Raw genomic sequence first — 22,724 nt, forward strand, 5'->3', positions numbered from 1 at the left:
TTACATTCCTAAAATCAATCTTACAATATTTTCAACACCCATAGTCATTGACATTAATGTCAGGATTCCGGCTATGGCTATTGTAATAATCCAAATTCCAAAATTCCAAGTCAATACTTTTGATCCATCAAGGTTTCCAATAGGCAATAGGTTGAACACTGCCAGGAAGCTGTTCACTGAATAACCGACTGAACAGATTATGAAAGCCAGCAACATGTTACTGGAATAGAATGCTGATGGATAAACTGCTGTTGCAATTCCCAAAAAGACTAAAGCAAGTATAATATTAACTATCGGTCCTGCAATAGAAATCTTTCCGTTAATCTCATCGGTCATGTAGTTTGCGTAGGTGTAAACCGCTCCCGGAGCAGCAAATACAAAACCGAAAAATGATGTGACGAGCGCAAAAATCAGTCCTTGAGGCCATAATTTGAACTCGGCCCAGTATCCGTATTTCATTGAAACGAACTTGTGTCCGAGCTCGTGCAAAATAAAACCTGCCCCTACGCCAACCATAACGATTGGCAGTATGGATAGAACTGCATTGGTGTCTCTTCCACCTTGCACTATTGCAAAACAGAGTGAAATAACGAAAAATGCGATTATTAAATCTCTTACTTCACTGCTTGTAAATCTAAACATAATGTTAAAATATCTAATTTTATATATAAAGTTTTTTCTAATATTAATTATGGACTTTCATATAGATAACATATTAAAAGATTTAACAAAGGATGATTTTGACGCTTATTTATTAACACAATTCACTAATGTCGAATACATATCCAATTATAAACCAACCAGCTTTGCATTCTGCATAATCAAGGAAAATCCAATTATTTACGCATCCGGAATGGATATGGAATTGGCCAACAGGGACTCTCAAATAGAAGTCAGCCAATACGAGTCCTACGATGTCATGATAAAAGATTTGAAGGAGGATGGAATAAAAAACCTTGCAATCGAGCCAACTCTTCCATTCAGCACTTATGTACGTTTTCGTGATGATTTCAAGATTGATGCAAAGACATACATTGACAAACAGAGGATGATTAAAACCCCACTGGAAATTGAAAAGATTACAAAAGCGACCGAGATTGCTCAAAAGTCATTTTTACAGTTGGATATTTTGAATAATAACAACACTGAAAAGGAAGTTGCATTTGATCTTGTCCGTTACATGATTGAAAATGGAGCATCTAAGGAATCATTTGACACTATCGTGACAAGCGGTTCCAATTCAAGTCTTCCTCATGCAATCCCTGAAGATAAAAAACTCGACAACCCAATTTTGATTGACTGGGGAGCCATTTTCGAAGGGTACTGTTCAGACAACACTCGTACAATGGTTTACACAGAACACCAGCAGGAAATATGGGACATTGTGGCTGAATCCCATGACAAGGCCATAAAGGCGATTAAACCTGGAATGAAATGCTGTGAAGTCGATAAGGTTGCAAGAGATATCATTTCAGATTATGGATATGGCGATAAGTTCATCCATTCCACAGGCCATAGTCTCGGTTTGGACATTCATGAAACTCCAGGATTTTCACCTCGTGACGAAACAGTCATTGAAGAGGGAATGGTCATAACGGTTGAGCCAGGAATATACCTGGAAGGCGAATTCGGGGTTCGTCTAGAAGATACCATATCAATTTCCAAAAAAGGTAATGTCATTGGTGACTTGCCGCTTGACATCGTATAATTTTATATGATGAAATTAAATATGTTATAAATAGATATCATGCCGGCAAATATTTTTAAAAGAGTTTGGGATTACAGTACGTATAACATACCATTTCTCTTATTTGTATTTATACTGATATTGGCCTCAAACACAATTACGGATTTCTTCTTCAGGGAATTAGATAACACCATGGCCATGATTATTCAATTCATGTTCAATATTGTATTGTGGGGTTATGGGATGCAGATAACCCGTGACAGGATTAATGGAGGCAAGAGATTGCCAAAACTGTTACCTAAAGTCATGCTGTCATTGGGAGTTAAGCTGGTCATTGTCTCTTCAGTTTATGTTTATGTTCAAGGGATAATTTTGGATTTCATATGCTCCCCTTTGAATTTCCAGACTTATGATTTGGAAGACATGCTATGGGATTTGCCCCATACCATTCATGAAATATATACTCATGACCCGGCAAGCCTTATAATTTTCTTTGTGGTCGGCACAATACTCTTTTACATCACAGCATTTTTCCTGGAAATTGCCATTGCCAAGCTGGCTGATACCGGCAGTATATTGGAAGCATTCAATCTCAAATCAATATTCAGAAGCATTCATGCATGGGGATGGAAGAAGTATACGAAGGAATACACATTAATTCTCATTACAGTGACAATCCTATTTTATATTGGCATAATTCAATTTGATATTCCTGTGATAGATTATGTTTTTGACACGTTTCTAATGTTTTTAATTTTTGTAACCCAATTCATGGGTATAGGTGCGGTATATGCCAAAATGAAAGCTGCCGAGGCTGAAAAATTAGAATGAATCAAAAGTATATGGATACTTTTGAGCATAATTTTTTAATAAGTAAAGTGGTAGTTTTTTTTTATAGATGTATACTTTTTTTGATATTTTATCCAATCTTTTGTAAAATATTTTTTTCATAATATTTATATGCTCATTCATTCAATATTTTTATTGATTGTGGAAGGCGGTTAATATGAGGTACCTCAATAGAAATGACTTGTTAATCGTTGTCAGGAATATGGGCATTTTGATGATTGGAATCGGAGGGATGTGTCTGGTTCCGGTCATTGTAGATTTTTTGTATCTTGAGTATAATGCCATATATTACATTATGCCTGCCCTTGTATCAATTCTCATTGGTTTAATCTGTTCAAGAGCGCTAAATCAATATTCCTCTGATAAAATCCGCTTCAAGCATGCAATGCTCATATCTTCACTGTCATGGCTGTGGGCAGGTCTAATCTGCGGCTTGGTTCTTTACTCTGTAACAGGTATTGGAATTGTGGACGCCGTTTTCGAGAGCATATCCGCTTTAACCGGAAGTGGAATAACAATATACTCCGATGTGGAAGTTCTTCCATACAGTATCCTGTTTTTCAGAGCATTTCAACAATGGGTTGGCGGTTTAGGTATTGTTTTTTTCATAATATTCATTTTGACAAAACCAGGCAGCATGTCATCCAAACTATATCGTTCCGAAGCCAGGGAAGATCGTCTCAAACCATCCATCATGGCCACAATCAAGCAAACCATCCTGATTTATTTTATTTACACGGCTCTTGGAATCACTTTATACCTGCTTGCGGGAATGCCTCTTTTCGATTCGGTGTGCAATACGTTCACCACAATTTCAACCGGAGGGATGAGCATAAAGAATGCCAATATCGGATTTTATCAAAGTGACGTGATTTATTTCATCACTATCGTCCTGATGATACTGGGGGCAACCAGCTTTCTGGTTCATTATAGGATTATTAAAACACGGGGTAAATCATTGATTCAGGATTTGCAGTTCAAGGTATTGGTTTCTTTAATAGCAATTGCCTCTCTATTGATATATTTCACATCAAACATTGTTTCAATGGATGCACTATTTGTTGTCGTTTCGGCCATCACGACAACTGGGGCAAGCATTGAAAGCTCAACGGTCATGGGAGGATGGCCTCCTTTTGTGCTCTTCATAATTATGATGCTGATGCTCATTGGAGGGTCAAACGGTTCAACTGTGGGAGCCATGAAACTGATGAGGGTCATTACATTTGCAAAGGGAATTTATAAGAACACTCGTGAGATCCTGGCCCCTCAAGGCAGTGTTTTAAAGATGCAGATGGACGGTAAGGAGCTTAAGGAAAGCGTTGCAGCACAAAGCGGAAACTTCATCGCCCTTTATTTGATGTTCATTGTCTTTACCTGGTCATTGTTATGTTTATATGGCCATAATCCTATTGATTCATTATTCTTCTCAATGTCCATGCAGGGAAACGTTGGCTTGGAGATCGGGCAAATGTCACAGGCATTGGAATGGCCATTAAAGGTTGTGGGAATATTCAACATGTGGACCGGAAGGCTTGAAATATATCCTGTAATCATCTCATTGAGGGCATTTTTCGAAGTGTTCAAAAGATAATTCAACAAATTATATAACTTCTCATTCTTAAACTATTAACTAATTGAATTGTGTAATATTTTTTCATGAATGATTTTTTTAGGGGCGTATTGTGTGAAAAAGACAAAAGTCATATGTAGTGTTGGGCCGGCAAGCAATTCTGTTGAGGTAATGGGTGAAATGGTCAATAAGGGCATGGATTGTGCACGTATAAATCTTAGTCATGCCACACAGGATGATATACTGAACACAATAGAGGTCGTCAGGCAAGTGCGCAGGAAATGCAATGCACCAGTGGCCATAATGTATGACACTAAGGGGCCGGAATTTCGAACATTGGAATTTGACGATGGTGGAGTAAGCCTTAAAAAGGGAGATACCATCAAAATGAGCAAGGACTGCATCCAGGGCAATGAAAATGAATTTGGAGTCAATCACAGTGAAGCCATTGACTTTATAGAAGTCGGAGACAAGGTTCTTGTTGACAATGCTCTTCTAGAACTTGAAGTTATTGACAAACAAGAGGGTTATGTTGTGTTGAAGGCATTGGGCAACGGCAAGATACAGAACCACAAGACAATCAATGTTCCGGGTGTTGATTTGAAACTGGACTTCATAAGTGATGTTGATAAAAAAGACATCGCCTTTGCCGCAAAACACTCCTGCGATTACTTGGCATTGTCCTTTGTAAATACTCGAGAGGATGTTATTGCAGCCCGTGAAATAATCGAGGAAGCCGGAGGCGACGCTCTCATCATTTCAAAGATTGAAAGCAGGATGGGAATAGAAAACCTTGATGAGATAATTGACGAATCCGATGGAATCATGGTGGCTCGAGGAGACCTGGGAGTTGAGGTTCCGATGGAGGAGCTGCCGATGCTTCAAAAGGATATCCTCAGGAAATGCCGTGAAAAGGGAAAGTTCGCAATTGTCGCTACAGAGATGCTGGCGTCAATGTATGAAAATCCAAGGCCTTCAAGAGCGGAAGTCTCAGACGTGGCCAATGCAGTGCTGGACGGAACAGACTGCGTGATGCTGTCAGGTGAAACCACAATCGGAAAGTACCCGGTAGCGGCAGTTGAAATAATGAGCAGAATATGCAAATACGTCGAATCAACAATAGATTACACAAAACACCCCGTTTACAAGGGATCAATTGGAATCAGCGACACAATCGCAAAACTGGTAGTTGATGCCGTTGAATACTCTAACATCAAGCTGATAGTCACTCCTACCATGACCGGTTTCACCGCCCGCAAGATCAGTAATTTAAGGCCAAACTCCATAATTCTGGCATGCTGCCCGTCAAATCACATTGCCGAGAAGGTCGCATTGAACTTTGGCGTCAAGCCTGTTTTGACTGAGGTATATGAAAGCACTGAGAAGGTCATTGAAAATGCAAAAAAAATCGCTCAAAAGGAATTCAATCTGAATGAGGGTGATTTGATAGTCATCACAGGAGGATTCCCATTAGGCGAGGCGAAAAAAACCAACTATGTAAGGATATTGGCGATATAATACATACAGTGTATCTATAATTTCACAATATCTGTTCCTCAATTTTTTACAAAAAACAATAAAGCGAAGATTAATTTAAATTTTTACATATTTTCTTCACTGAAATGCACTATTTTCATTGAACTACCTCGACCTTGGATGAGGTCGGGGATTCTTACTTCACGGGCAGGTACTTTCCCACGAAAGTAGTTTTACCGTGCTATCCCCCCAGTTCCTGAGGTTCATTTTTGTTTTTTCTTGAAGAAGTCTGTATCCTTCTTGTTCTATGTTTTTGGCGGCGTTTATGTCTCTGTCGTGTTGTGTTTGGCAGTGTGGACAGGTCCATCTTTTTTCTTCGCCTAAGTCTTTGTTGTAGTATCCGCATACGTTACAATTTTTGCTGGATGGGTACCATTGGCTTATTTGGACGAATATTTTATCGTACCATTCGCATTTGTATTTTATCATTTCCACTAACTTGTACCAGCTGATATTCTGTAGTTTTTTGCTATAATCGGTTTCTTCGAATATTTTTTGTATGTCTAGTGTTTCCATACAGATTAGGTCGTATGTTTTGACTAGGTAGTTGCTTAATTTGTGGTATGCGTCTTTTATGCGGTTGTTTTTTCTTTGTATCCATTTGCCTAGTTTTTTTAGTGTTTTGTTGTAGCGGTTGCTGTTGTATTTTTTTCGTGATAGGCTTTTTTGGTATTTTTTAATCATTTTTTCCTCATGTGTCGTGTCTAAATTGGTTATCTTTAGTCCGTTGCTGAGGATTGCTAATGTTCTCATACCAAGATCAATTCCCACGCTCTTATAAGTATAATCCATTGTCTCTACTTCGGTTTCGATGTTGAAAACTGCATAAAAGTGACCGTGCTCCTTTTTAATGGTTACATTGTTTATTTTAGATTCTTTTAGTAATCTTTTATAATGGGTGCTGGTTCTGTAATGTACTTTTCCTAGTTTTGGTAAGACAATTGTATTGTCTTGTATTTTGATATTATTGTTGTTTTGTATTCTGAAACTTTGTTTTGGATTCTTTTTGGATTTGAATCTAGGATAATCGGATGTATTGTTGAAGAATCTATTAAATGCAGTTATTAGGTCACGATAGACCTGTTGTAGGCTGCTTGACTCACTTTCATACAAGAAGGGATATTGTGTTTTCAACATGTTCAACATTGTATTGAATGTTTTCTGATTGCATTGTAACTTTGTGTATCCTTGTTGTTTAAACAATTCAAATGTTTCCTGATATTCTTCTAATAATTTATTCCAAGTTAATCTGGCGTTATTAATATTCTGATTAATTTTATCCTTCATACTTTCATCAGGATACAATTTAACCACAATACCTTTATTAACCGTATTATACTCAGAAAACATATGAAATCACATCCAAAACAGGAGTTTTTTTACAATTTTTTCCAAATTAAGAAAACACACAATAATATATTATTAAATAACCATAATATAAACAAACAGTGAGAGAGCATTTGGAAACTAATACTAATTCATCCCATGTTTTTGTGCAATTCATCCACGACCTAAAAGAGGTCATGGTATTCTTGCACTATTAAGATAAAATATATTTATTCTAATGATAAATATTTATAATAATATATATTACATTTTAGGTGGGAATTTATGCACAAGTTTAATTTATCGTCATCTCAGAAGATGTTGTTGTTTTCTGAGATAAACAATCCTAACAACGACTCGTTTTATCTCAAATTCAGAAAAGATTATGATTTGAAGAATTTTGATAAGGTGAAACAGGCAATTGAAAGTATTTCTAGAAATCATTTAAACTTAAAAATTAAATATGATGAAAAGGGGGATTTCAAGCAATATTACGATGATTTTGATGTAAATGTGGAATCATTTGAAGTTGCTGATGAAAATTTGGACCAATTCATTGTCGATTACTTGGATGAACCTTTTGATGATGTTTTCGATTCTCCATTGTATAAGTGGGCAGTATTGAAAACAGAATCATCAGCTGTTCTTATAGGTGTTGTACAGCATATCCTATTGGATGGTACTTCCTTATTTTCATTAATTCCTCAGGAGATTGAAAAATACCTCCGTGATGGGGATTATGTTTCAGATGAGTATTCTTACGAAACATATGTTAATGATGAAATGGAGTATTTAAAGTCCCCTGAAGCCAGTGAGGATAAAAAATATTGGTTGAACATTTTAAAAGATTATTCTCAGGATTGGTATTCATTCGACAATTCTGAACTTGGTTATTATGAAGTGCTTTTGGATCAAATCCCTAACTTCAAGTATTCCCCATTTGTCACTGCACTTGCACTTGAGTTTTTATATTTTGCAAAATCCAAAAAGAGCAACAAATTGTTTAAGGACATTGTGATGAACACTTCCGTCCATGGAAGATACTTCGGACAAGGCGACGCTCTTGGAATGTTTGTAAATACAATTCCATTAAGGCTGACCTATGATGAGGATTTAACCTTTGATGAGTTGATGGTATATTCAAAATCAGTTTTAAAAGAGGGATTGGCACATGCTAAATTGCAGTTCAGTGAATACGCAACCGATTTGAGAAACGTAAACATTGACCCGGACTGCATTTCAATGTTTTCCATAGTGTCCAATTCCACAGACTATGATTCAAAATTCCTGACTTTGCAAAAGGACATCAAGTTCCCATTGCACTTCAGGATAAATAAGAACTATTCAGATAAAAACGGCCTGCAATCCATATTTGTGGAATATGACAAATCCTGTTTCAGCCATCGTGAAATTGAATCAATTGCAAATGGTTTAAGGGATTTGCTAAGGCAGATAATGGATGATTCCTCCAAAAAATGTAAGGATTACACTGTTGAAGTGGTTGATTTCTTCAATGCCGAAAACTACTACAACAACATGATGAATTCATTTGACAATCCGACAGCAATCTCTCCAGATATGAGTGGAGACAATGTAATATTCTCTGAACTTTCCAAACCTATAGATGATGATAAATTAAAGAACTTGTCAAAACAATATAATCTGTCTAAGGAAAGAATGCTGTTGTCTGTGTTCATGTTTAACTTGACAAAATTCTCATTTTCAAAAGATATTCTTGTTGCCTACAATAAACAGGCTTGTGGATATCATTTCAACACAGATTTATCTGTTATTGAATACTTGGAGGACTTTAAAAAGTATTTCAAGTATTATTCAAATTATCCTTTGTTAAACAATAAAAAACTCAATTTTGAAAGTGAAATATTGTTTTTCACTGATGAATACGATGCCAAGGACTATAAATTCGTATTTAATTATGAAAGTGGAAAAATCAACATCAGCTATGATGAGTCATTCTATTCAAAAGAACTAATTGAAACATTTCTGGAATCAATGGAAGTCTTATTGGATAGATTCGAATCAGGCGATAATTTATTGAAAGATATCTCCATAAGAAGACAACTTGAATATGATGAGGACTTCAAGATTGAACTTGCAAATGAAGGTGTTGTAAACAAGGTCTTTGACATGGCTGTAGCTCAAAACCCTCAAAAAACAATACTCATTGCAGAGGATGGGGAAGTAACATATGGGGAATTGGATAAAAAAGCCAATAGGATAGCTAATGCATTAATCAAAAGAGGAGTGAACATTGAAGATAGGGTAATGTTCATGATGAGAAGAAACAGTGACCTGATAGCTGCAGTTTTAGGTATTGTCAAGGCAGGAGCCGCTTTTATTCCAATTGACCCTAAATATCCTAAAAACAGAATCAATCAAATTCTGGATGACAGTGATTCCAAATTCGTCATAACAAGTTCAGAAATAGGTTATGATGGAGAAAACAGAATAGATATTGATGATTTGCTTGATGAAATTGATGATTCAAATCCTGAAATCGAGTTAACGCCGGATAACTTGTGTTTCATGATTTATACTTCAGGTTCAACCGGAAAACCTAAGGGAGTGATGATTACTCATAGGGGTATCACAAATTATGTTGCAAATGTTGAGGAGAATGTTCCGATTTATGAGCTGAACCATAAGTGTAACAAGTTCATTTCAATTTCAACAGTTTCTTTCATTGTATTTTTGAGAGAAGTGTTTGGTACAATACTCAATGGATTGCCAGTGGTGTTTGCAAACGATGAAGAATCAATAGATCCATTGAAATTGGTTGAATTGTTCAAAAAAACCGGAGCTCAAGGATTTGGCTCCACACCAACAAGACTGCTCGAATACATTCAGCTTGAAGAGATTCAGGATGTTGTTAAGGATTGCACTGTGATAATTGTCGGCGGTGAAGGATTCCCTCCTATATTATATGAAAGGCTGTCAAAATACACTGATGCAGACATCTACAACTCTTACGGCCCAACAGAGGTCACCATTGCATCACACTACAAGCTGATTGACTCATCTCAAGTCACCGCAGGATGGAAGATGCTCAATGTGGTTGATAAGATAATGGATATCGATGGAAATCAACTTCCTCCATATGTCATGGGCGAAATCTATGTTGGTGGTGCAGGAATTGCAAGAGGATATCTGAATAATGAGGAGCAAACCCAAAAGGTCTTTTTAACACTTAATGACATTCCATATTACAATACTGGAGATTTGGGTAAAAAAGATGCTAACGGCGAGCTATATGTTCATGGGAGAAATGATACTCAAATCAAGCTTAGGGGCTTAAGAATCGAATTGTCTGAAATTGAAGGGGCAATTGCCAATTATGATGGCATTTCCCTTTCAAAGGTCGTTGTCAAAAAAGTCAATTCAGTGGAGCATTTATGCGCCTACTTTACAGCCGTAACCGATATAGATATTGATGATTTAAAGCAACATTTAGTTGATTCAATTCCTGAGTATATGGTTCCATCTTATTTCACACAACTTGACGAGTTTCCAAAAACTCCAAATGGCAAGACAGACTTTAAAAACTTGCCTGACCCTGAAATTGATGTTGATGATTTTATTAAACCAAGAAATGAGATTGAACAGGAGTTATTCAATATTGTATCCGAGCTCTTGAACATTGAGGAATTTGGTGTAAACACTGATTTATTCAGCATAGGATTGACTTCATTGTCTGTAATCAAACTGACATCTGCAATTTACAATAACTTGAATGCACAGTTAAACGTTACTGAAATACTTAATTATAAGACAATTGAAAGAATCGCTTCTGAAATTAAGATAGATGATGCATCATCAAGTGATGTGCAGGAATTATATCCTTTAACCTCAAATCAACTTGGAGTTTACTTTGACTGCATTAAAGATCCTGAAAACACTGCATATAACCTTCCAAAGAAAATGGAATTTAGTGAAGGCATTGATGCAGATAAACTCAAATTATCAATTATTGAATCCATTGAAAATCATCCATATTTAAAAACAAGAATTGTAATGGAAAACGGTGAAGTTTACCAACAAAGAAGGGATAACCTGAAAGTTGATGATTTAATAGAAATGGTTGATGATGCTAATGTGGACGAGTTTGTAAAGCCGTTCAAGCTTGATGAGGGGCCATTGTTCCGCTTCAAGATAGTTGGAAATTCAATGTTGCTTGCTGATTTCCACCACATTATCGTTGATGGAACTTCATTAAACATTCTATTTGATGAGATAGCTAAAATCTATGATGGAAAGGATTATGAGATTGAGGAGATTGATGGATTTGAATATTCATTGAATGAAAAGAAAACAGAACAATCCAGCTTGTATGAAGAGGCTAAACTATTTTTCTCCAATAAGGTCAAGGAATTTGATGATGCCACATTGATTCCGCAGGACATCAATGGTGATGAGTCTGAGGGTAGTGCCGCAATGGATGATATCTTCTTGGGTAAGGAATCCATAGATGAGTTCTGCGCAAAATCCGGCATATCCCAAAACAACTTGTTCCTGGCTGCGACCTCATTCGTCATAAACAAGTTTGTTTATAATCGTGAAATATTGATTGCAACAATCACTAACGGCAGATTCAATCCAAACCAGCAAAAGACATTGGCAATGATGGTTAAGACATTGCCTTTATCATTGAAATTGAATTCAGATTCAAACATTAAGGAATACCTTGACTACATTAACGGCGAGTGGTTAAACGTATTGGGTTACTCATCATATCCTCTAACAGAAATCTCAAACGAGTTCGACATCACTCCTGAGATATTGTACGCATACCACGGCAAAATCATTGAGGATATTGAAATCGGAGGAATGAATGTCGAAAGGCAGTCAATAGATTATGAAGGATTGAAATTCAAGATAAATATTAATGTTGTCGATGTCGGAGACCAATATAGGATTTTCTGCGAATACAATGACCAATTATACTCTAAAACTTTAATTGACACATTCCTTAACTGTATTAGGATTGTCCTGAATAAATTCCAAAGTTTCGATGAAAAAACATTGATGAAGGATATTTCAATAATCGAAAATGATGACTGGGGAGTTGACGATTTAGAGTATGATGAAATTCCAGAGGAAAGATTAAACAAGATATTTGAAAATCAGGTGGAAATGCATCCTGACAGGGTTGTCTTATATGCCACCGACGGGGAATTCACATATGAGCAATTGAATGAAAAGGCCAATAGGATTGCACATGGCCTTATCAAAAGGGGTGTAGGTCCTGAGGACAGGATAATGTTTATTCTTAATAGGGACAGTAACACAATAGCATCAATTTTCGGTATCCTGAAATCAGGTGCTGCATTTATTCCAGTGGACTCAGAATATCCTTCTGAAAGAATTGAGCATGTATTGACAGACAGTGAGTCAAAATACATAATTGTGGATGATGTAATTGAGAAAAAATCCATAGATCTGTCCCAATATGAGGATAACTTATTGGATGTCCATGAACTTCTAAAAGAGGAAGACACTTCAAACCCCGACCCTGACGTTCATGCCAATAACATGGCTTATCTCATCTACACTTCAGGTTCCACAGGACTTCCAAAAGGAGTAATTCTTGAACATGGAAACATTGCAAACTTCGTTTATCCTGACCCTAGAAATGTATGTACCTATGAACTGGTGCATAATCTTGAAAAAGAGGATTATAAGGTATTGTCCACTACAACAGTTGCTTTCGATGTGTTCCAGCAGGAGATTATGGGATCCCTATTGAACGGGGTGCCGATGGTATTTGCCAATGACACTGAATACAAGGACCCAATCGAAATGATGAGTCTGATTCACAGGACAGGCGCTAATGTCTACATTGCAACCCCATCACGTTTGCTGCAATATCTGGAAATCGAAGCGATGCAGGAGACAATGTACGGATTCAAGGTATACATTCACGCTGGAGAACCATTCTCAGCCAGATTATATGAATTGCTTTCACAAAACTCCAATGGAAAACTATTCAACATGTACGGGCCAACAGAGACTACAGTCTACTGTAACGGTCAGCTGCTTGAAAGTTCAGACATTCACATTGGAAAAGAGCTTTTCAACGTACATGAAATGGTTATGGATTTCGATTCAAACCCATTGCCTCCAAATGTCATTGGGGAAATGTACATTGCAGGAAAGGGTGTTTCAAGAGAGTACCTGAACCGTCCTGAGAAAAATGAGGAGTCATATGAAATAATTAATGGAATCCGATTCTATCACTCAGGGGACTTTGTTAAAGTCACTGAAGATGGGAATTATTATGTGTTCGGAAGAATGGATAACCAAATCAAGCTTAGAGGCTTAAGGATTGAAATAGGTGAGATTGAAGTTGGTCTTTCAAACTTCCCTGGAATCAAATCCGTTGCGGTTGTCGTTAAAAAGATTAAGGGCAATGATCACTTATGTGCATATTTCACTGTTCATGATGATTACAAGGATGAAAACCGTGAGGAAAATGGATATTCAATTGATATTGATGAGTTAAAGGCTTCACTTGCTGAAAAATTGGTATATTACATGGTTCCAACAGTCTACATGGAACTTGATGAAATGCCGCAAACCGTAAATGGCAAAACAGACTTGAGGAACTTGCCTGAACCGGTTCTAATCACTGAATATGTTGCTCCTGAAAATGAAATTGAAGCATTCTTTGCAAATCTCTTTGCAGAAATTTTAGGACTTGATGAGGTAAGCGCCACCGATAACTTCTTTGAAATTGGTGGAACTTCACTTCTAGTTACTAAAATTACCATGGAAGCTATAAACAGAAATTATAACCTGAATTATGGGGACGTATTCTCAAATCCAACTCCAAGGGCATTGTCAGACTTTATCCTATCTGATGAGTCATTGGAGAAGAAATCAGAAATGGCTTATGACTATTCACAAATCAACAGCCTGCTTGAGAAAAACAATCTTGAAACAATCATTAATGGTGAAATCCAAGACAGTGTAGGTAATGTGCTGTTGACTGGTGCCACAGGATTTTTAGGAATACATGTATTGCGTGAATTACTTGAAAATGAGGATGGTGAAATTTACTGTTTCATCAGATCCAATAAGGTTCTAAGCGGTGCTGAAAGATTGAAATCACTTCTCTTCTATTATTTCTCAGATGAGTACAACGAGGCATTTGATGAAAGGCTGCACATTATCGAGGGAGACATCACAAACTTTGAGGACTTTGAAAAGCTTGTGCATGAAAAAATAGATACTGTCTTCAACTGTGCCGCCAACGTAAAACACTTCTCATCAGGAACAGATATTGAAGATATCAACCTTGGGGGTGTAGTCAATGGACTCAAGTTTGCTAAAATGAAGAATGCGAAATATGTTCAGATTTCAACCTACAGTATTGCAGGTGAAAGTATTGACAATTATCCTCCGGTTGACGTTAAATTTACGGAAAATGATCTATTCATTGGTCAGGCAGTGGATAACCAATATCTAAACAGTAAATTCCTTGCGGAACGTGCCGTTTTGGAAGCTGCCGTTAATGATGATTTGGATGTTAAAATCATGCGTGTAGGTAACCTGATGGCCAGAAGTTCAGACAGTGAATTCCAAATCAACTTCGTAACAAACGGTTTCATCAATCGTCTTAAGGCGTTCGTGACAATAGGTAAAATGCCATATTCCATGCTTATGAATCCTGTTGAATTCTCACCGATTGACATTACAGCTAAGGCCATTGTGGGATTGTCCAAGACTCCTAAGGAATGCACCATTTTCCATCCATATGATTATCACAATATCAGCTTCGGAGACATAATTGATATAATTAGGCCGTTAGGATTGACAATTGATCCTGCTGAAGATGATGATTATCAAAAAGCATTGGATGAGGCTCTTGCAGACAAAACAAAACAAGAGGGAGTTTCCGGTTTAATCACTTCTATTGGTTCGGGTAAGGTTAAAAAGATATGGCTTCCTGTAGACAATTCATACACAATCCAGGCATTATATCGTTTGGGAATTACCTGGCCATTCCTTTCAGAGGAATACGTTTATAATTTTGTAAAATATTTGGATGAACTTGATTTCTTTAGTGTTTAGGGGGTAAAACAATGCATGAACGTAATTATGAGTTATTGAGAAGTAAGTTTACTGAGTTTTTCCTGCCTACATTGTTCACTTCCATGGCAGGAAACATCTGTCTTTTTGTAGATGGATTGATTGTGAGTTTCTTGCTGGGTGCAGCAAACCTTTCGGCTATTCAGATTGTTGCTCCTTTAATCACCTTTGTCAATCTCATTTACTGGATGATCGGATTGGGGGGCAGTGTTCTCTGCTCTGTTGCAAAGGCCGAATTCGATGATGAAAAGAGCAATAGCTACTTTTCGGTGGCAATTATATCTCTTATAACCCTAGGCATAGTGATAGCAGTTGTAGGTCTTATATTTTCAGGCCCAATTGCCCAGTTGTTATGTGCTTCACAGCCTGAATTGATTCCGGATGTCACTAGCTATTTCATTTTATTGGTTATTGGAATGCCATTTTTATGTTATATGATGAGCTTATCATACTTCATAAGGGCCGATGGAATTCCTACACTGCCATTCAGGGCGATATTGTTGGCTAATATTATTAACATAGTCTTTGATATCATATATCTCCAATTATTTAATATGGGAATAGGAGGAGCAGCATTGTCTACCTCAACAGGGTACTTAACAGGTTCAATATTAATTTCATTTTACTTCTACAAGTCCGAACGAACACTACAATTTATAAAATTGAAAGTGACTTCATTTCTGTCTTATCTTAGGCAGATTGTCACTTCTGGATTCTCATCCTCATCAACCCAATTATACTTGACATTAAAGCTATTGATTATAAACTCATTGATTGGAATATATGTTGGAAACGCAGGTCTTGTAGCATTTGGTATTTGCTATAACAGTCTGTTCATATTGTACATCTTTTTAATCGGGACAGCTCAGACAATGTCTCCAATCGTGTCAGTTTACTATAAGGAAGAGGATTATTCCGGAGTGAATTACATTATTCGCAGGTCGTTGAAAATAGTCTTTGCTTCAAGTCTTGCATTGGCGGTTTTATTCATAGTCTATCCTCAATCATTGTTGATGCTGTACAGTGTCAAGGACCCGTCTTATGTTCTTGTTGTCTTAAACGCAGTAAGGATATTTGCAATAAGCTATGTTGGAACTGCAATAACATTCCTATACACTTTCTATTCTCAAGCGATACAGAAAAATCAATTGTCAACAATCATTTCATTGCTTGAGGGATTAATATTTCCGATTGGATTTGCAACAGTATTGTCCTTTGTGTTTGGAGGAAATGGAATTTGGATTTCATTTGCATTGGCTGAACTCTTTACAATACTTTTCATATTTGCATATTCAAGGCACTTAAGCAGGAAAACCGATGGGGAGTACACCGGATTTTTCATCAACAAGCACAATGACGACACAAAGGTATTTGAGTATACCATAAGAGGCAATATTGACGAGGCTGTGGAATTATCACAAGAAGTTCAAAATTATCTAGAAGGAAACAAATCCGCAACGGTGGTCAGCATGGCCATTGAGGAAATGCTTGTAAATATCATCAACACCAATGATGAGGTCGGCACAATTGATGTTATCGTCAGAAACAATGAGGACAATATTCTGATTTCAGTCAAGGATACAGGAATCGATTTCAATCCTGTTGTTGAAAATGAGAATTTGGAATTTGACAACATAAGTGTCTTAAATAAAATTGCGGATAAAATCGATTATTCCAGAGTTTTGGGATTGAACAGCACTGTAATCACAATTAAAAATTAAGTGATATTTAAGGATGATGTTAACACATTATCCAATTCTTTTTTTTCGATTAAATTAATTATTTATATTTTCATTAACATAATTTTCATTGAGTTAATTAACATGTCTGGTCAAAAATCATTTATTGCGAAAATAGAGGAAAGCATTTTAAAGGCAACCAAACCAAAATATATGGACTTTTCAGATGAGGTAAGTCACTTTTTATCCGATAGGCAAAATGATCCTAAGCCTCCAAGTGGCCTTTTCAAGAGTTTTGATTTCAATGGTATGGAAGTCTTCAAAATAGGTGATGAAACTTGCAAAAACACAATACTGTATCTACATGGGGGAGCATACGTTAATGAAATAAATTATCAGCATCTATTATATTGCTTTTTGCTTTCACGAAAATTAGATGTCCAAGTGTTGTTGCCAGTTTACCCACTCGCTCCTTTACATAAAGCGAAGGAAACTTTTGACCTGCTTCGAGAATTTTATGAAACCCTAACCTCAAGGGATAATTTGATACTTATGGGCGATTCCGCAGGAGGAGGACTTGTTTTTTCATTCTGTCAGTATCTCAATACAATCGGTCTGGCGCAACCCGACAAGATCATAACATTTTCCCCATGGATTGACATTTCAATGAGCAACGGGCCGTATGACAATGAAAACGACCCGATTTTAGGTGAAATCGGCCTGAGGGAAATCGGGAAATCATGGGCAGGTGACTGGGATAGCAAAGACTATCGCGTAAGCGCCACATATGGAGATAACAGCGGATTGCCGAGAACCCTTATTTTTGCCGGAACAAATGAGATATTCTACAAGGACATCAAGATGTATGTTGAAAAGCTAAAAAGAGATGATGTTGATGTCAAGTTCATAGAAGGCGATGGACTATTCCATATCTATCCGTTGTTCCCGATGCCTGAGGCAAAAAGCGCATTTAAAGAAATAAAAAAAGAAATAATTAAATGATTATTCATAACTGAATAATCATGAATTTTAAGAGTTTTCAGGGATTTCGCCAAACCAATCTGTTTTTTTACCAACGTAATACATTATTAAACATAGGATAATCTCGAAAATGGTCACCTCTATGAAATCAGGTAGTGTCACGTTTGTTTGGGCTGATTGGAGTCCGAACATAATAAGTAAACTGAGGGATAGGTTGTTTGCGGTATGGAACGCAGAGCTGACCTCTATACCATTTGTCTTCCAAGCTAAAAATCCCATAATCAGTCCTGAAATGAATATTTCAACATTTCCTAGGCTGTTGTAACCGTGAGACAGTGCAAAAATAACTGACTGAAGAATCACTGCTAAAATTGGTATGCTGAACCATGATCCGAATGTCTGCATTATGAGTCCACGATACACGTATTCCTCTGCTATACATTGAAGGGGCACTAAAATTAAACAAATTATCAAAAACGGTATGGAAAAATGATAAGTCCCAGTTTGACCGGTTATTGCTGTTTCAACAAGTTCAAAAACCAAGAACAGTATAAATGGAATTATAAATGCTTTAAAATAGAGTTTAAAGTTCCATCCTCCTCTTGAAGAAGCATATGATGAGAATGGTCTGTCCTTAACAATCTTTGTTGCAATATACACTGCGGGAATCATGGTGATAACTGACAAATTAGAAATGATTGTGCCCAACTCGTTATTCAATGTTTCATATCCTCCGTTTAGGAATCCATCTATTAAATGCTCTCCATATACAATTGAAAAAATGAAGTATATCGATACGATCAGAATGGCATTTATTATTAATCCTATTATGAATACCAGTATTGGTTTGTACCATTTGTATTTTTCAAAAGTTTTTGGAAATGTAACGAATTCGTTTATTTCTTTTTCTGTCATGATTATAGATTTTTATTTTTTATCATATATCTTTTGCATTTTGAAGTTTGGTCTATTTCTGAAATATTATACTTTAAATAATATTGTTTTCACATTGTAAAATTGATTTAAAAGATAACCAAGTCTTTATATTAACTAAACGATAATAGTATTTTATGAATCTAAAAATAATTGATAATTTAGTTGTATTCATTGACAATATTGTTCCTGAAAGGTATTTGTCCAGGTTTCAGGAATTTTTGTTGAGTGGAGCAATTTTTACAGATGCAAGTAAAGTTTTAGCCATTCTCATAATTTTCTTATTATTGTCAGAAAGCGCATTTGCAGCAATGTTAATGTCCCTAAACCTTCCAGTCTCTGTTCTGATATTGCCACTTTTTGTCATTCCTGGACTTTTCACATATGTCATTGTCCAACAGGAGAGGAGAGCTCAAGAAATAGAGCGAACCGCTCCAGACTTTCTAAGGCAGCTTTCAAGCATGCTGCAGGTAGGACTCAGCTTTGAAAATGCAATGGAGGACATGTCGCAATACGGCGAAGGCCCGCTATACGACGAGATGAGGAGAACGATCATAGAAATTCGAATGGGGCGAAATTTCGATGAGGCATGGCGTGCAATGAGCAAGCGATTGAAATCAAGGGAACTGGAGAGGATTTTTGGAATAATTCTTGATGGGCGCAAAAGCGGTTCAAGCATTTCAAAAGTATTGTCTGATGTTTCGGATGACTTGAGGGAGCTGATGGCTCTTAAAAGGGAGAGAAGATCATCGGTCATGATGTCAGTCATGTTTCTTCTGATTTCAGCGGTTATAGCTACTCCATTTTCTATAGGCATGGTAAGCGTATATTCGGGATTCATGCAAAGCTATGGGATGGATTCACAAATCATTTTCACAGCCCCGATTGCAGGGGAAATGTACTTGATTATCCATTCTATTCTAGTGGGCTTTATCATCAGCATAATCATGTATGGGGATGTTAAGAAGGGCGTAAAATATTCCCTGCCTCTGGCTGTGGGGTCATTTGGAATATTCTATTTCATATCAACATTTGGCGGAACCTTGCTTATGGGGGGATTCTAATGGATAATAAGGGTCAGGCATCAGCGGAATTCATATTGTTGTTTGGTGGAATAATTGTTGTTGTTCTGCTTGCTATTCATCTATACAATAAGTATATGAATGATTTGAGTGAGGAGATTGCATCAAAGGAAGTCAGCGAATTCAACAATGAATTGACTAACCTTGGACAGTATTTCAAATAGTTAATGTTAAATATGTTCAACATTAGAGATAATTATGCTGAGCGCTAAAAAAATTTTAAAGGATGGTTAAAATGGAATGGGATGCAGTTGTCAATGCAATTCTTTCATTCATTATTCCTGGTGTGGGCCAGGCAATAAATGGTGACAAGAAAAAAGGAATAATAATGTTTATAATAGCGGTAATTTTAGCATTTATAATAGCTATATACCTTACTGGAATTATTGGAAATGTAATTTATACAATCTATGCGCTTTACTGTGCAATTGACGCATACAGAACATACTGATTTTTTAGAAGTTCATGATGGGAAATTTCATAATTTCTCATTCTGATATATTTTTTTACATTAACTTTTTTTAGTTATAAAAACAAAATTTAATTGATGAAAAGGGTTTTTAATCTTATTGAAAAATATTTTTTTATAATCATTTTGATTGCCGTTGGCATTTCACTGGCCTATCCCAAGTCATTCAGTTGGGTTTTAAGTGAAATTAATGGTGTCAATATACTGAATCTGCTTTTAAGCGTTGTTCTTTTCACAATGGGAACAACATTGAAGTTGGACAATTTCGTCAATGTATTCAGGCATCCTCGCGAGATTGCAGTTGGAATTTCCGCCCAGTATATCATAATGCCTGTTCTGGCATTTGCCCTTGCAAGCCTGTTTTCCCTTGATGCTGCATTGACTGTGGGAATCATTCTAGTCGGCACTGTTCCCGGTGGAACTGCCTCTGATGTCATTACGTTTCTTGCAAATGGTGATGTAGCGCTTTCCGTTTCATTAACAGCAGTCTCCACTTTGCTTTCACCAGTACTGACTCCACTAATCACTTTGCTGCTAATAGGCAATCAGATTCATTTCGATCCAACCCAAATGTTCATTTCAATTGTTCAGATAGTTATCATTCCAATAGCATTGGGTTTGCTTTTGAATTATAAGTTCCCAAGCTTTTGCGATGAACTCAAAGATTATCTGCCGGCAATATCATCTCTTGTCGTTTGTTTGATTGTTGCAGGAGTGATTGGGGCAAACAAGCAGGCTATACTGACCTCATCAGGAATAGTGATTGTTGTCATCGTTCTACAGTATTTTATCGGAATGCTGCTTGGTTTTCTTTTGGGTTATCTGGTTGGAATGGAAAGAAAGCAGGTCATTACTGTGGCTATTGAACTGGCATTTCAAAATTCAGGACTCTCAACAAGCCTTGCCAAGACTCATTTTCCAAATCTGGCCCAGGCAACAGTTCCTGGAGCACTGTATTCGGTTTGGCAGAATTTTGCAGGGTCAATTCTTGCATATATCTTCAAGAGGCATTATAACTGATTTGACTTTTCATTGTTATATTTTAAATAATATTAATGCCAAAAATATTAATGCTCTTTAATTTTTGAGTATTAAAACTTAGATGGTGATAAAACATGGAATTAACAGAAATCATGTCAGATGCTTTACTGTATCCATTTCAGAATATTAAAGCATTAGTACTTTATCTTATTTTGGGAATAATTTTAGGAATCTCCATTGCGGGACTCGTTGTGGCCTTGGCTGCCAGTTATGCTGCTGAAAATGTTTTGGCTATTCTAGGTACTGGAGTTTTAGGAGTAATCATCGCTCTTATCCTTTCATTCATCATATCAGGTTATCAATTGGATATTGTTAAATTTGGTATAAATAGGGATCCGGGTGCACCTGGAATTGATATTATCAGACAATTCGTTAATGGATTTAAATTGTTTATTGTTCAAATTGTTTATTATCTTATTCCAATCATTATCGGAGCTATTCTCGCAATTTTCTTCCAAAATTGGCTATCCAGCATCATAAACTTCATTATTGCTATTATCTTTGGATTAGCAGCAATCATGGGTCAATGCAGATTAGCTAAAAGTGAAGATATGGCTCATGCATTAGCAATTGGTGATGCTATCGGCGATATTTCCAGAGTGGGTATCGTTAAACTCTTAGTATTCATTATTCTCATGATGATTATTGCAGTGATTTTAGCAACAATTATGATTTTCGTTGCTAGATGGAACAATATCATTGGCGGAATACTAATTGGTATTTTAGGGGTTTACTTCTCATTCTTTGTAAGTAGAGCTACTGGTTTATTATACTCTAATGTATAAATAAACCTTTATTTTTTCTTTTTTTAAAACAAGTCTTCAATATTATATTCAACCGCTTTTTTGACATTATGCTTGGAGCAAGCTGCCAATTTATAGTTTTCAACATCAAATAAGCTGAATTTCAGATTATTTTCATTGCCTTTTAATGTGATTTCATCCCCGATCAGTATTTCAAACTGATCCAGTTCCAGATTGAATCCCAAACCAGTGTATTTCATATAGCTTTCCTTTAAAACCCAATATCTAAAAAATTCGTTTGAAGGATTGTGGGATTTCATAATGCTTTCATATTCTGAGTTGAAGAAGTAGTGTTTGGCTATGTCCAAATCGATTTCCCCATCAACATATTCAACATCAACGCCGACTTCCATATCGGATATTGCACAAGCTACCATTTTACGTGAATGGCTCAAATTGAAATGAATGTCTTCATGGCTTGATATGTATGCCTTGCCGTATTTTCCGGTTTCGAAAGTGGGGTTTGTGATGTTTTCCTCTCTAAGCAAGGTATTCAAAAGAAGATATGCTCCGGCGCTCAGTTTCTTGTCCTTTTCGAACCTATAAAAATCCACTTTTGATTTTCTATGTTCCGGGAGCAATTCGTATGACCTTGTCAAATCCAAATCGTCGACATTGCAGTAAGCTATTTTAATCATTTTTTAATCTTCAATGTTAAA

Annotated in this window: 17 protein-coding genes; 12 read left to right on the forward strand and 5 right to left on the reverse strand. The window is 36.5% G+C overall.

Annotated features, from left to right (window positions below):
- Positions 1-642 (reverse strand): site-2 protease family protein, encoded by a 642-nt coding sequence (locus E7Z78_RS02825; protein ID WP_303723664.1) that lies wholly within the window; start codon positions 640-642, stop codon positions 1-3.
- A gap of 49 nt (positions 643-691) precedes the next feature.
- Between E7Z78_RS02825 and E7Z78_RS02830 the strand changes: the two genes are divergently transcribed.
- The 4 genes from E7Z78_RS02830 (at position 692) to pyk (ending at position 5,624) form a co-directional block, all read left to right on the forward strand.
- On the forward strand, positions 692-1,708 hold the full coding sequence (locus E7Z78_RS02830; RefSeq protein ID WP_394354854.1) for a M24 family metallopeptidase: 1,017 nt from the start codon (positions 692-694) through the stop codon (positions 1,706-1,708).
- Positions 1,709-1,885: 177 nt separating this feature from the next.
- Complete coding sequence (locus tag E7Z78_RS02835) at positions 1,886-2,518, forward strand: DUF4013 domain-containing protein (RefSeq protein ID WP_303723815.1); 633 nt, start codon at positions 1,886-1,888, stop codon at positions 2,516-2,518.
- A gap of 175 nt (positions 2,519-2,693) precedes the next feature.
- Positions 2,694-4,127, forward strand: a complete 1,434-nt coding sequence (locus E7Z78_RS02840; protein ID WP_303723665.1) for a TrkH family potassium uptake protein — start codon at positions 2,694-2,696, stop codon at positions 4,125-4,127.
- Positions 4,128-4,220: 93 nt separating this feature from the next.
- Positions 4,221-5,624, forward strand: coding sequence for a pyruvate kinase (pyk, locus tag E7Z78_RS02845; protein ID WP_303723666.1), 1,404 nt, complete (start codon positions 4,221-4,223; stop codon positions 5,622-5,624).
- A gap of 159 nt (positions 5,625-5,783) precedes the next feature.
- On the opposite strand, the gene E7Z78_RS02850 is transcribed toward pyk, so the two are convergent.
- The gene (locus E7Z78_RS02850) at positions 5,784-6,992 is read right to left on the reverse strand and encodes an RNA-guided endonuclease TnpB family protein (protein WP_303723667.1); all 1,209 of its coding nucleotides are present in this window, start codon (positions 6,990-6,992) and stop codon (positions 5,784-5,786) included.
- Positions 6,993-7,253: 261 nt separating this feature from the next.
- Between E7Z78_RS02850 and E7Z78_RS02855 the strand changes: the two genes are divergently transcribed.
- The 3 genes from E7Z78_RS02855 to E7Z78_RS02865 all read left to right on the forward strand — a co-directional run bounded on the left by E7Z78_RS02855 (position 7,254) and on the right by E7Z78_RS02865 (position 17,758).
- Positions 7,254-15,059, forward strand: coding sequence for a non-ribosomal peptide synthetase (locus tag E7Z78_RS02855; RefSeq protein ID WP_303723672.1), 7,806 nt, complete (start codon positions 7,254-7,256; stop codon positions 15,057-15,059).
- Positions 15,060-15,070: 11 nt separating this feature from the next.
- Positions 15,071-16,798 (forward strand): MATE family efflux transporter, encoded by a 1,728-nt coding sequence (locus tag E7Z78_RS02860; RefSeq protein ID WP_303723674.1) that lies wholly within the window; start codon positions 15,071-15,073, stop codon positions 16,796-16,798.
- A gap of 102 nt (positions 16,799-16,900) precedes the next feature.
- The gene (locus E7Z78_RS02865) at positions 16,901-17,758 is read left to right on the forward strand and encodes an alpha/beta hydrolase fold domain-containing protein (protein ID WP_303723675.1); all 858 of its coding nucleotides are present in this window, start codon (positions 16,901-16,903) and stop codon (positions 17,756-17,758) included.
- A gap of 27 nt (positions 17,759-17,785) precedes the next feature.
- Here E7Z78_RS02865 and E7Z78_RS02870 read toward each other — a convergent pair whose 3' ends face one another.
- Together E7Z78_RS02870 and E7Z78_RS02875 are read right to left on the reverse strand one after the other, a co-directional pair.
- Positions 17,786-18,652, reverse strand: coding sequence for a CPBP family intramembrane glutamic endopeptidase (locus tag E7Z78_RS02870; protein WP_303723676.1), 867 nt, complete (start codon positions 18,650-18,652; stop codon positions 17,786-17,788).
- Positions 18,653-18,881: 229 nt separating this feature from the next.
- Entirely contained in the window at positions 18,882-19,037 is a 156-nt protein-coding gene (locus tag E7Z78_RS02875; RefSeq protein WP_303723820.1) for a hypothetical protein, read from the reverse strand.
- Here E7Z78_RS02875 and E7Z78_RS02880 point away from each other — a divergent pair.
- The 5 genes from E7Z78_RS02880 to E7Z78_RS02900 all read left to right on the forward strand — a co-directional run bounded on the left by E7Z78_RS02880 (position 18,988) and on the right by E7Z78_RS02900 (position 22,047).
- Entirely contained in the window at positions 18,988-19,734 is a 747-nt protein-coding gene (locus E7Z78_RS02880) for a type II secretion system F family protein (RefSeq protein ID WP_303723816.1), read from the forward strand. The two genes, E7Z78_RS02875 and E7Z78_RS02880, sit on opposite strands and share 50 nt — an antisense overlap.
- Positions 19,734-19,916 (forward strand): class III signal peptide-containing protein, encoded by a 183-nt coding sequence (locus tag E7Z78_RS02885; protein WP_303723678.1) that lies wholly within the window; start codon positions 19,734-19,736, stop codon positions 19,914-19,916. Before E7Z78_RS02880 ends, E7Z78_RS02885 begins: the two co-directional genes overlap by 1 nt.
- 71 nt (positions 19,917-19,987) lie before the next feature.
- The gene (locus E7Z78_RS02890) at positions 19,988-20,203 is read left to right on the forward strand and encodes a hypothetical protein (RefSeq protein WP_303723680.1); all 216 of its coding nucleotides are present in this window, start codon (positions 19,988-19,990) and stop codon (positions 20,201-20,203) included.
- A gap of 96 nt (positions 20,204-20,299) precedes the next feature.
- On the forward strand, positions 20,300-21,241 hold the full coding sequence (locus E7Z78_RS02895) for a bile acid:sodium symporter family protein (RefSeq protein ID WP_303723682.1): 942 nt from the start codon (positions 20,300-20,302) through the stop codon (positions 21,239-21,241).
- A gap of 95 nt (positions 21,242-21,336) precedes the next feature.
- Positions 21,337-22,047, forward strand: a complete 711-nt coding sequence (locus E7Z78_RS02900; RefSeq protein WP_303723683.1) for a DUF4013 domain-containing protein — start codon at positions 21,337-21,339, stop codon at positions 22,045-22,047.
- A 23-nt stretch (positions 22,048-22,070) separates the two neighbouring features.
- On the opposite strand, the gene E7Z78_RS02905 is transcribed toward E7Z78_RS02900, so the two are convergent.
- The gene (locus E7Z78_RS02905) at positions 22,071-22,703 is read right to left on the reverse strand and encodes a 4'-phosphopantetheinyl transferase superfamily protein (RefSeq protein WP_303723684.1); all 633 of its coding nucleotides are present in this window, start codon (positions 22,701-22,703) and stop codon (positions 22,071-22,073) included.
- Positions 22,704-22,724: the final 21 nt, after the last annotated feature.

The sequence above is a fragment of the Methanobrevibacter thaueri genome (assembly GCF_015062915.1).
GTDB classification, from domain to species: domain Archaea; phylum Methanobacteriota; class Methanobacteria; order Methanobacteriales; family Methanobacteriaceae; genus Methanocatella; species Methanocatella thaueri_B.

What these genes read in the sequence shown, in the direction of transcription:
- E7Z78_RS02865 (WP_303723675.1), top strand. Translation starts at nt 16,901, where the DNA reads ATGTCTGGTCAAAAATCATTTATTGCGAAAATAGAGGAAAGCATTTTA.
- E7Z78_RS02825 (WP_303723664.1), bottom strand. Translation starts at nt 642, where the DNA reads ATGTTTAGATTTACAAGCAGTGAAGTAAGAGATTTAATAATCGCATTT.
- E7Z78_RS02895 (WP_303723682.1), top strand. Translation starts at nt 20,300, where the DNA reads ATGAAAAGGGTTTTTAATCTTATTGAAAAATATTTTTTTATAATCATT.
- E7Z78_RS02870 (WP_303723676.1), bottom strand. Translation starts at nt 18,652, where the DNA reads ATGACAGAAAAAGAAATAAACGAATTCGTTACATTTCCAAAAACTTTT.
- E7Z78_RS02835 (WP_303723815.1), top strand. Translation starts at nt 1,886, where the DNA reads ATGATTATTCAATTCATGTTCAATATTGTATTGTGGGGTTATGGGATG.
- E7Z78_RS02860 (WP_303723674.1), top strand. Translation starts at nt 15,071, where the DNA reads ATGCATGAACGTAATTATGAGTTATTGAGAAGTAAGTTTACTGAGTTT.
- E7Z78_RS02900 (WP_303723683.1), top strand. Translation starts at nt 21,337, where the DNA reads ATGGAATTAACAGAAATCATGTCAGATGCTTTACTGTATCCATTTCAG.
- E7Z78_RS02855 (WP_303723672.1), top strand. Translation starts at nt 7,254, where the DNA reads ATGCACAAGTTTAATTTATCGTCATCTCAGAAGATGTTGTTGTTTTCT.
- E7Z78_RS02830 (WP_394354854.1), top strand. Translation starts at nt 692, where the DNA reads ATGGACTTTCATATAGATAACATATTAAAAGATTTAACAAAGGATGAT.
- E7Z78_RS02840 (WP_303723665.1), top strand. Translation starts at nt 2,694, where the DNA reads ATGAGGTACCTCAATAGAAATGACTTGTTAATCGTTGTCAGGAATATG.
- E7Z78_RS02875 (WP_303723820.1), bottom strand. Translation starts at nt 19,037, where the DNA reads ATGACAAAAAGTGGCAATATCAGAACAGAGACTGGAAGGTTTAGGGAC.
- E7Z78_RS02890 (WP_303723680.1), top strand. Translation starts at nt 19,988, where the DNA reads ATGGAATGGGATGCAGTTGTCAATGCAATTCTTTCATTCATTATTCCT.
- E7Z78_RS02905 (WP_303723684.1), bottom strand. Translation starts at nt 22,703, where the DNA reads ATGATTAAAATAGCTTACTGCAATGTCGACGATTTGGATTTGACAAGG.
- E7Z78_RS02880 (WP_303723816.1), top strand. Translation starts at nt 18,988, where the DNA reads ATGTCCCTAAACCTTCCAGTCTCTGTTCTGATATTGCCACTTTTTGTC.
- E7Z78_RS02885 (WP_303723678.1), top strand. Translation starts at nt 19,734, where the DNA reads ATGGATAATAAGGGTCAGGCATCAGCGGAATTCATATTGTTGTTTGGT.
- E7Z78_RS02850 (WP_303723667.1), bottom strand. Translation starts at nt 6,992, where the DNA reads ATGTTTTCTGAGTATAATACGGTTAATAAAGGTATTGTGGTTAAATTG.